This is a genomic window from Gilliamella sp. App2-1 (genome assembly GCF_001690255.1).
GTDB classification, from domain to species: Bacteria; Pseudomonadota; Gammaproteobacteria; order Enterobacterales; family Orbaceae; genus Gilliamella; species Gilliamella apicola_G.
This window is the reverse complement of sequence record NZ_LZGR01000020.1, coordinates 1-8,370: the sequence shown is the minus strand read 5'-3', so window position 1 is coordinate 8,370 and position 8,370 is coordinate 1. Positions and strand designations below refer to the sequence as shown.

At 39.5% G+C, this 8,370-nt stretch carries 6 protein-coding genes; 1 reads left to right on the top strand and 5 read right to left on the bottom strand.

Annotated elements, in window-relative coordinates:
• Window positions 1–134 precede the first annotated feature (134 nt).
• Window positions 135–1,034, top strand: a complete 900-nt coding sequence (locus A9G22_RS02545) for an endonuclease/exonuclease/phosphatase family protein (protein WP_065586517.1) — start codon at window positions 135–137, stop codon at window positions 1,032–1,034.
• 538 nt (window positions 1,035–1,572) lie between these two features.
• Here A9G22_RS02545 and ilvA read toward each other — a convergent pair.
• The 5 genes from ilvA to ilvG form a co-directional block, all read right to left on the bottom strand.
• Complete coding sequence (gene ilvA, locus A9G22_RS02540) at window positions 1,573–3,117, bottom strand: threonine ammonia-lyase, biosynthetic (RefSeq protein WP_075508309.1); 1,545 nt, start codon at window positions 3,115–3,117, stop codon at window positions 1,573–1,575.
• 1 nt (window position 3,118) lies between these two features.
• The gene (ilvD, locus tag A9G22_RS02535; RefSeq protein WP_075508308.1) at window positions 3,119–4,969 is read right to left on the bottom strand and encodes a dihydroxy-acid dehydratase; all 1,851 of its coding nucleotides are present in this window, start codon (window positions 4,967–4,969) and stop codon (window positions 3,119–3,121) included.
• A 118-nt stretch (window positions 4,970–5,087) separates the two neighbouring features.
• A complete protein-coding gene (locus A9G22_RS02530) occupies window positions 5,088–6,017 on the bottom strand; it encodes a branched-chain amino acid transaminase (protein WP_075508307.1) in 930 nt (309 codons plus the stop codon).
• 133 nt (window positions 6,018–6,150) lie between these two features.
• Window positions 6,151–6,381: an acetolactate synthase 2 small subunit gene (gene ilvM / locus A9G22_RS02525; protein WP_065586513.1), complete on the bottom strand. Its 231-nt coding sequence runs from the start codon at window positions 6,379–6,381 to the stop codon at window positions 6,151–6,153.
• Between the two features lie 3 nt (window positions 6,382–6,384).
• Window positions 6,385–8,061: an acetolactate synthase 2 catalytic subunit gene (gene ilvG / locus A9G22_RS02520; RefSeq protein WP_065586512.1), complete on the bottom strand. Its 1,677-nt coding sequence runs from the start codon at window positions 8,059–8,061 to the stop codon at window positions 6,385–6,387.
• Between the last annotated feature and the right edge of the window lie 309 nt (window positions 8,062–8,370).

Below are 8,370 nucleotides of genomic sequence, written 5' to 3'. Positions count from 1 at the left end.
TTTTTTTATTACTCATATGACTATAAGTAAATAAAATTATTGACCAATATCACAGAAATTATAAAAAAAATTTTGATTAATATTGAATCAATATAATATCTATTGAAAATATAAATAAAAGGAAGGAATATGTTATGAATAAAAGTAAATTAAAATTTGTAGCGATTGTGAGTAGTATTATCCTAAGTACTTCAACTGCTTTTGCTTCACTTGAAGATGCAAAAGAGTTAAAGATGATTAGCTATAATGTTTACAATGGCATGAAGTTAGATGAATCAGAAGGAAAACAAAAGTTTATTGAATGGGCAAAGGTACAAGACGCCGATATTATTGCTTGGCAAGAAATGAACTTTTTTACTCGCGAAAAACTCGAAAAATTTGCTGCCAGTTTTGGACATAAATATGCCGTATTATTAAAAGAATCTCCTAATGACGCGGCGTTTTTTCCTGTTGCGATTACTTCAAAGTATCCAATCATTAATGTTAGTAAAGTGGTTGATAATATGTGGCATGGTGCTTTATATGCAGATATTGGAAAATATCACTTTGTTATTACACATATGAATCCATTTTGGACAGCAAAAAGAATAGACGAAATAAATCTGATCATAGATTCAATAAAATATAGTCGTGATCCTAAAGGGAAATGGATTATAGCGGGTGATTTAAATTCATTTTCGCCAGCTGATGAATCCGAATATGACAAAAGTAATTTGCTTGAAGATATAAAAGAGAAACAAAAAAATCGCCCAATTTTAGAAAACCTCGTTGATGGTAAGTTAAGCTACACAGTGCAACAAAACCTTCTTGATGCCGGTTTTATTGATGCTTTAAAATTAAAAAATAAAAGTTTTATTGCTACCGCTCCAACCAATGTATTTTATGATCAAGCATCGACACCATTACGCTATGATTATATTTATGTCTCGCCAAGACTTAAAAATGATGTAATGGATGTAAAAGTGTTAAAAGATGATTTTACTAATAAATACTCAGATCACTATCCAGTGCAAATCATTATAAAAAATAATTAGTTTTAAAATTAACTGAAAGAGAAAGCTATTCTATATAAAGGTAGCTTTTTTCAGCCATCTTAGTTTGTACTTTTGAATGATAACTTACTCAATATAAAGATGCTATCTTTCTAACTGTCTTGGTTTATGATTAATGTCGAAGGGTTAGGTTGTTTTTACCAGCTAAAACTAGTTGCCGCAAATTGTCTATTGAGTAACAATGTTTTATCGTGATAGAAAAAATTTATTAGACCCCATTCCTCATTTTAGTAGATAATTTTGTTAATTTACTATCCAATTTTAAAATTGGACTAGTGATAAATAATTTCAATGTGAAGATTTTATAGTCCTTTATTGTAAGCATCAAAATGTATCACTAAGATAATGAAGTTAGCTTGAGCAATGTTTACTAGCTCGTGAGACAGTTTTATGTTGTTAAAAATTCTCCTCTAAACTATGAATAGATGGAGTTGTTTACAGGTAGAGTTATGTCATTTTCCCAAATTCGTATTAATTTAAAATCACTATTCCACCTGGTGGTGGATAGTGATTATTGATTTTAACTTTGATTAGTTAAAAACAATTTAAGCGATGGATTATGCGTTTCGTTATGAAAACCATAGCCTAGCTCGGTTAGGTGTTGGTTAAACTGGTTAAGGGTTGTTTCGTCGATTTCAAACGCGGCAAGTACTCGTCCATAATCGGTGCCGTGGCTACGGTAATGGAACATTGAGATATTCCAATTGGTACCTAATGTTTGTAGGAATTTAAGCAAAGCCCCTTGCGATTCAGGAAATTCAAAACTGTATACTTGCTCTAGTATTGGTTTGCAAGGCTTGCCACCAATCATATAGCGTACATGCAGTTTTGCCATTTCATCTTCGGTTAGATCCACAACCGAATAACCTGTTGCACTTAATTCTTGTATGATTTCATCTTTCTCATTACTTTGAGACATTTTAATCCCTACAAAAATACAAGCGGATTTATCATCATGATAACGATAATTAAATTCGGTCACCGAGCGCCCACCTAGAAGCTGACAAAATGTTAAAAAACTGCCTTTTTTTTCTGGGATAGTGACCGCTAGCAGGACTTCGCGTTTTTCACCGAGTTCGCAACGTTCAGACACATAACGTAAGTTATGGAAGTTTAGATTGGCGCCAGATAATATATGGGCAAGGTTTTCGCCACAAATATTGTGTTGTTCAACGTATTTTTTTAAACCCGCTAATGCAACAGCTCCAGAGGGTTCAGCAATGGCTCGCACATCATCAAATAAGTCTTTCACTGCGGCGCAAATTTCGTCGCTATCAACGGTAATAATATCATCAATATATTGCTGACAAAGCCTGAAAGTTTCCTCGCCAATTCGTTTAACGGCAACCCCTTCAGCAAATAGCCCAACGCGGCTTAAATCAACAGGTTTGCCTGCGTCGAGTGCCGCTTTTAAGCAAGCGGCATCAGCAGGTTCAACGGCAATGATTTTGATTGATGGCATGATTTGTTTGATTAATACCGCCACACCCGCAGCAAGCCCGCCCCCGCCGACCGGCACAAAAATACGATCGAGTTTGGCGTTTTGTTGTAATAATTCCATGGCAATACTGCCTTGCCCAGCAATCACAAGCGGGTGATCAAACGGTGGAATAAAGATGCGTTTTTGTTCTTTTGCTAGTTCCATGGCTTTCGCTTTAGCTTCGTCAAAATTGGCGCCATAAAGGAGTACTTCGCCACCAAAGCTTTTGACTGCTTCAACTTTTATGTCGGCGGTGGTTAATGGCATGACGATTAATGAGTTTATGCCTAATTTTGTGGCCGAAAAAGCCACGCCTTGTGCATGGTTGCCAGCCGATGCGGCAATAACGCCACATTTGCGTTCGTCTTCATTTAGACTGGCTATCATTGCTTGGGCACCACGGATTTTGAAACTGTGGACTAATTGCCGATCTTCGCGCTTTACAAAAATTTGGTTTTTTAATCGTGTCGAGATTTTTTCCATCTTTTCTAGCGGGGTGACTTCGGCCACGTCGTATACGGCGCTACAGAGTGTTGCTTTTAAGTAATCGGCACCAGTGAGCTTGTTGTTATTTTGTTGTTTCACGTTAACCACCTAGTTTGCTTTTATCACGAACGGCACCTTTATCTGCACTGGTTGCTAAACTGGCGTAAGCCTTTAATGCATAAGAGACATAGCGATCGCGATTGTGAGGGGTAAAGGCTTTGTCGCCACGGGCAAGTTCGGCTACGCGGCGGCGTTCAAGTTCATCATCAGGGACTTTTAATACTAATTTTCGATTTGGAATGTCAATATCAATAATATCTCCATCGCGCACAAGACCAATAATACCGCCATTTGCGGCTTCGGGTGAGATATGACCGATTGATAAGCCCGAAGATCCACCCGAAAATCTGCCATCGGTAATCAGTGCACAGGATTTACCCAGACCCATTGATTTTAAATAGCTTGTTGGGTAAAGCATCTCTTGCATTCCCGGGCCACCTTTTGGGCCTTCGTAAATAATAACAACTACATCACCAGCCACAACCTTGCCCCCTAAAATGGCCTCAACGGCATCTTCTTGGCTTTCAAATACTTTGGCAGGGCCTTGGAAAACTAAATTTTCAGCAGCGACCCCTGCGGTTTTAACAATTGCACCATCAAGGGCTACGTTGCCATAGAGTGTAGCAAGTCCGCCATCTTGGCTATAGGCGTGGGCTTTATCGCGAATACAACCATTTACACGGTCGTTGTCAAGTGTCTCCCAATAGCAATCTTGCGAGAACGCTTTGGTAGTGCGAATGCCTGCTGGCCCACTGCGATACATTTTTTTGACCGTTTCGTCATCCGTCTGCCTGATATCATATTTTGCAAAGGTTTCTTCTAATGACAGGCCAAGTACATTATGAACATTGCGATTGAGTAAATCCGCTTTATCCAATTCAGACATAATGGCGACAACTCCACCTGCACGGTGTACATCCTCCATATGATATAACTGAGTACTCGGTGCGACTTTACATAAATGTGGTACTTTACGTGATAGTCTGTCGATATCAGACATGGTGAAGTCGATGTCGCCTTCTTGCGCGGTGGCAAGTAAATGCAGTACCGTATTGGTTGACCCCCCCATAGCAATGTCAAGCGACATGGCATTTTCGTAAGCGGCTTTAGTGGCAATTGAGCGTGGTAGATACGAATCATCATCATGTTCGTAATAGCGTTTTGTGATCTCAACAATGCGCTTAGCGGCATTTAAAAAGAGCTGTTCACGTTGTTTGTGGGTAGCAACTAATGAGCCATTACCCGGTAGTGAAAGTCCTAGTGCTTCGGTTAAGCAGTTCATGGAATTGGCGGTAAACATGCCAGAACAAGAGCCGCAAGTCGGGCAAGCGGATTCTTCAATCGCTTTGCTATCTTCGTCACTGACATTTGGGTTGGCGCTTTGAATCATAGCATCAACAAGATCTAATTTAATAATTTGATCGGAAAGTTTGGTTTTGCCCGCTTCCATTGGTCCGCCAGAGACAAACACAGTTGGAATATTTAAACGAAGCGAGGCCATTAACATGCCGGGGGTGATTTTGTCGCAGTTTGAGATGCAGATCATAGCATCAGCACAATGCGCGTTAACCATATATTCAACAGAATCAGCAATGAGTTCACGCGATGGTAATGAGTACAGCATACCCCCATGCCCCATAGCTATGCCATCATCAACGGCGATGGTGTTAAATTCTTTGGCAATACCACCCGATGCTTCAATTTGTTTGGTAACCAGTTGACCAATGTCTTTTAAATGGACATGTCCCGGTACGAATTGCGTGAATGAGTTGACCACCGCAATGATGGGTTTACCAAAGTCTTCATTTTTTACGCCAGTTGCACGCCATAATGCGCGGGCGCCAGCCATGTTTCGGCCTTCGACTGACGTTGCTGAACGATATTTAGGCATTTCTTGCTCCCAATTTTTTATGCAAGTGACCGTGTTTAACGGTCTGTAGTTCTTTAAAATCAATCATTAAGTGAAAATGTTATCCGCCAAGTGAGTTGGCGGCTTTTGATTTTTCGTTTTATTTAATCAGATCTAACCAACCATATTTATCTTCGGTTTTACCATTAAATAAGCCAAAGAATGCTTGTTGAATTTGTTTAGTGATTGGACCACAGCGACCAATGCCAACTTGAATGCGATCAACACTACGCACAGGGGTAATTTCGGCCGCAGTGCCTGTCATAAACACTTCATCGGCTAAATAAAGTGATTCACGGGATAGTGTTTGTTCACGCACTTCAATACCTATATCGCGCGCGAGTGTTAATACCGCATCACGTGTAATGCCCGGTAGAGCCGATGACGATAAAACAGGGGTATATAAAATACTGTCTTTAATGATAAATAGGTTTTCGCCAGCACCTTCAGATAGGTGACCATGCACGTCTAATGCAATACCTTCTTGGAAGCCGTTAGCACGAGCTTCAGATCCAATTAATAATGACGATAAATAGTTACCGCCCGCTTTAGCCGCCGCTGGAATGGTGTTTGATGCAACACGATTCCAAGAGGAGACCATGGCATCAATACCTTGATCTAAGGCCTCTTCGCCTAAATAGGCACCCCATGGAAATGCGGCAATCATGACATCGGTTTTGTAACCTTCAGGTGGGTTAACGCCCATACCCACATCACCAATAAAGACTAATGGGCGAATATAAGCGCTTTCTAATTTGTTTTTCTTGATCGTTTGGCGTGTGGCTTCCATGATTTCTTCCAGCGAATAAGAAACAGGAAAACGATAAATCTTGGCTGAATTTAATAATCTTTGGGCATGTTCTTTATGACGAAATATGGCTGGTCCTTTGTGCGTATTATAACAACGGACACCTTCAAATACGGAGGTACCATAATGTAAGGCATGTGACATCACATGTACTTTGGCATCCGCCCATGGAATCATTTCGCCATTCAACCAAATATAATCTGATTTTGCTGTAGAACTCATTTTGTTTTCCTCTTTATTTTTCAATTTGCTAAGCAGGTACTTTGCTTTAGGTATTTGTACTTTAACAGTCAAGCATTATACTACGCTTGTTTATTTAACTTATTATTTAACAATAAGTTGTTTATAAAAATGATTATTCAACCGCGATGACATCTTCTAATTTTGCTACTTGGTTTTGTAATGTCGATAGCGGTCTTTCAGTGGTTAATATTAATGTCATAGTCAGTGTATTGTTTTCAATTGTTTGCATTTGCATTGATTGAATATGTCCACCTCGATGCCGGATAACTCGTAATATACGTTCAAGTGATCCCAATTTGTCATAAGCCTTTATGGCCAATTGATATTGTGCTTGTTCGTTCATTGCTTACTCCTTGCAACTTTTGTCTAGCATGTTTTCGTTTGCTGCCCCAGGGGGTACTAGTGGCCATACGTTTTCTAATTCATCTATGCAAACATGTAATAGGTAAGCGCCTGTTGAGTTAAATAAGTTATCAAGCGCTGTATCAATTTGTGATTTTTTGCTGATGCTTTGCCCTGGTATGTCAAACGCTTTGGCTAACATTAAAAAATCGGGATTGTCTGATAGATTTGTTTCGCTGTATCTTTCATTAAAAAATAACTCTTGCCATTGGCGAACCATGCCTAGACGTTGGTTATCAATTAATACGATTTTTATGGGTAGTTGTTTGCGTTTAATGGTGGTGAGTTCTTGGACATTCATCATAAAAGATCCATCACCCGATACACAAATCACACAATCATTTGGTCTTGCCATTTGCGCACCAACAGCGGCCGGTAAACCAAATCCCATTGTGCCAAGCCCACTTGATGTAATGAAGTTTTGAGGATGGGTAAAGCGCATATGCTGGGCTGTCCACATTTGGTGTTGTCCAACATCGGTAGTAATAATCGTAGACGCTGTTTTTTTTTCTGAGAGAGTTTTTAATAAAGCAGGAGCGTAGATCGCTTCGCCTGGATGATCGTAACGAGTTGGGTGCTCTGCTTTTAATTGATTAACTTTTTTATGCCACTCGTGAATCGAAACTGTTTGATTTAGTTGTGGTAAAACTTGCTTTATATCGCCTTGTAATCCTAAATGGGTTTGGCGTAATTTGTTGATTTCGGCCTGATCGATATCTATATGAAGTACTTTAGCATGTCGAGCAAATTCATTAAGGTTGCCGGTCACTCTATCATCAAATCGAACACCTAAGGCAATTAACAAATCACACTCTTGTACGGCTAAATTGGCAGCTTTGGCGCCGTGCATACCAATTAATCCTAAGTAATAAGGATTATTCAAATCGGCAACCCCAAGTCCTTTTAAGGTTGATACACTTGGAATGTGTGTTAAGGCCATAAAGTCTCTTAGCTCGGATATGGCGCCAGAAAGTCCAACACCACCACCAATGTAAAGTATCGGTTTTTGGGCTTGGGCGATCATTTCTTTGGCTTGTTTTATATCATTTGGCAAGATTGAGTATAGTTGTGTTTTATCTTGTGCGGTTTGTAATGTGGATGGCGTGAAATATTGTTGATAGTCAAGGTTTGCAAGTTGTATATCTTTGGGCACATCAATCAATATTGGCCCCGGCCTGTCCGAACTGGCTAAGTTAAAAGCCTGCTCCAAGGTGTTAGGCAAGTCTTTTGCATCGTCGATTAAATAACTGTGTTTGGTACAAGCTAGTGATAATCCTAAAACATCCACTTCTTGAAAAGCGTCTGTACCAATTAGTTTGGTTGGTACTTGCCCTGTTATGGCAACAATCGGCACTGAATCAATTAAAGCATCGGCAAGGCCAGTAATGATGTTGGTTGCGCCGGGGCCGGAGGTGGCAATACAAACACCCGTTTTCCCTGTGGCTCTAGCATAGCCAATGGCGGCCATTGCAGCACCTTGTTCGTGGCGACAAAGGACATGCTCAATTCCACCATCATAAAGAGCGTCATATAGAGGCATAATTTGTCCACCGGGATATCCAAAAACGGTGGTAACGCCTTTTTCTTTTAAGGTTTTTACTATCCACTGTGTTCCTAACATTTATGCCTCACTTGTTTTTGTTCATTTACTGTTTATAAAACATTGTTTATAAGCGTTTATAAAAAATTTTCATAAAAAAACCCCCGCTTTTTGGAGAGCGGGGGTTTTTGATTTTATGTATAAACATATTTTTAATTCAAAAAACGCCCCCGCGTTGGAATAATGACCACGCTGACAATCATGTTGATGAGGACGATTTTGAGTGAAAATTTCATATTGCTATTATTATATAGTTAAATTTTTTGTTATTTTTAACAAAATACTCGTTTTAAAAAAAAGTGCAATAGTTTTTTGTTGTTTTTGTTATGT

Excerpts from the sequence above, each read along its gene's own strand:
- ilvM (WP_065586513.1), bottom strand. The coding sequence starts at position 6,381 with ATGAACGAACAAGCACAATATCAATTGGCCATAAAGGCTTATGACAAA.
- A9G22_RS02545 (WP_065586517.1), top strand. The coding sequence starts at position 135 with ATGAATAAAAGTAAATTAAAATTTGTAGCGATTGTGAGTAGTATTATC.
- A9G22_RS02530 (WP_075508307.1), bottom strand. The coding sequence starts at position 6,017 with ATGAGTTCTACAGCAAAATCAGATTATATTTGGTTGAATGGCGAAATG.
- ilvD (WP_075508308.1), bottom strand. The coding sequence starts at position 4,969 with ATGCCTAAATATCGTTCAGCAACGTCAGTCGAAGGCCGAAACATGGCT.
- ilvG (WP_065586512.1), bottom strand. The coding sequence starts at position 8,061 with ATGTTAGGAACACAGTGGATAGTAAAAACCTTAAAAGAAAAAGGCGTT.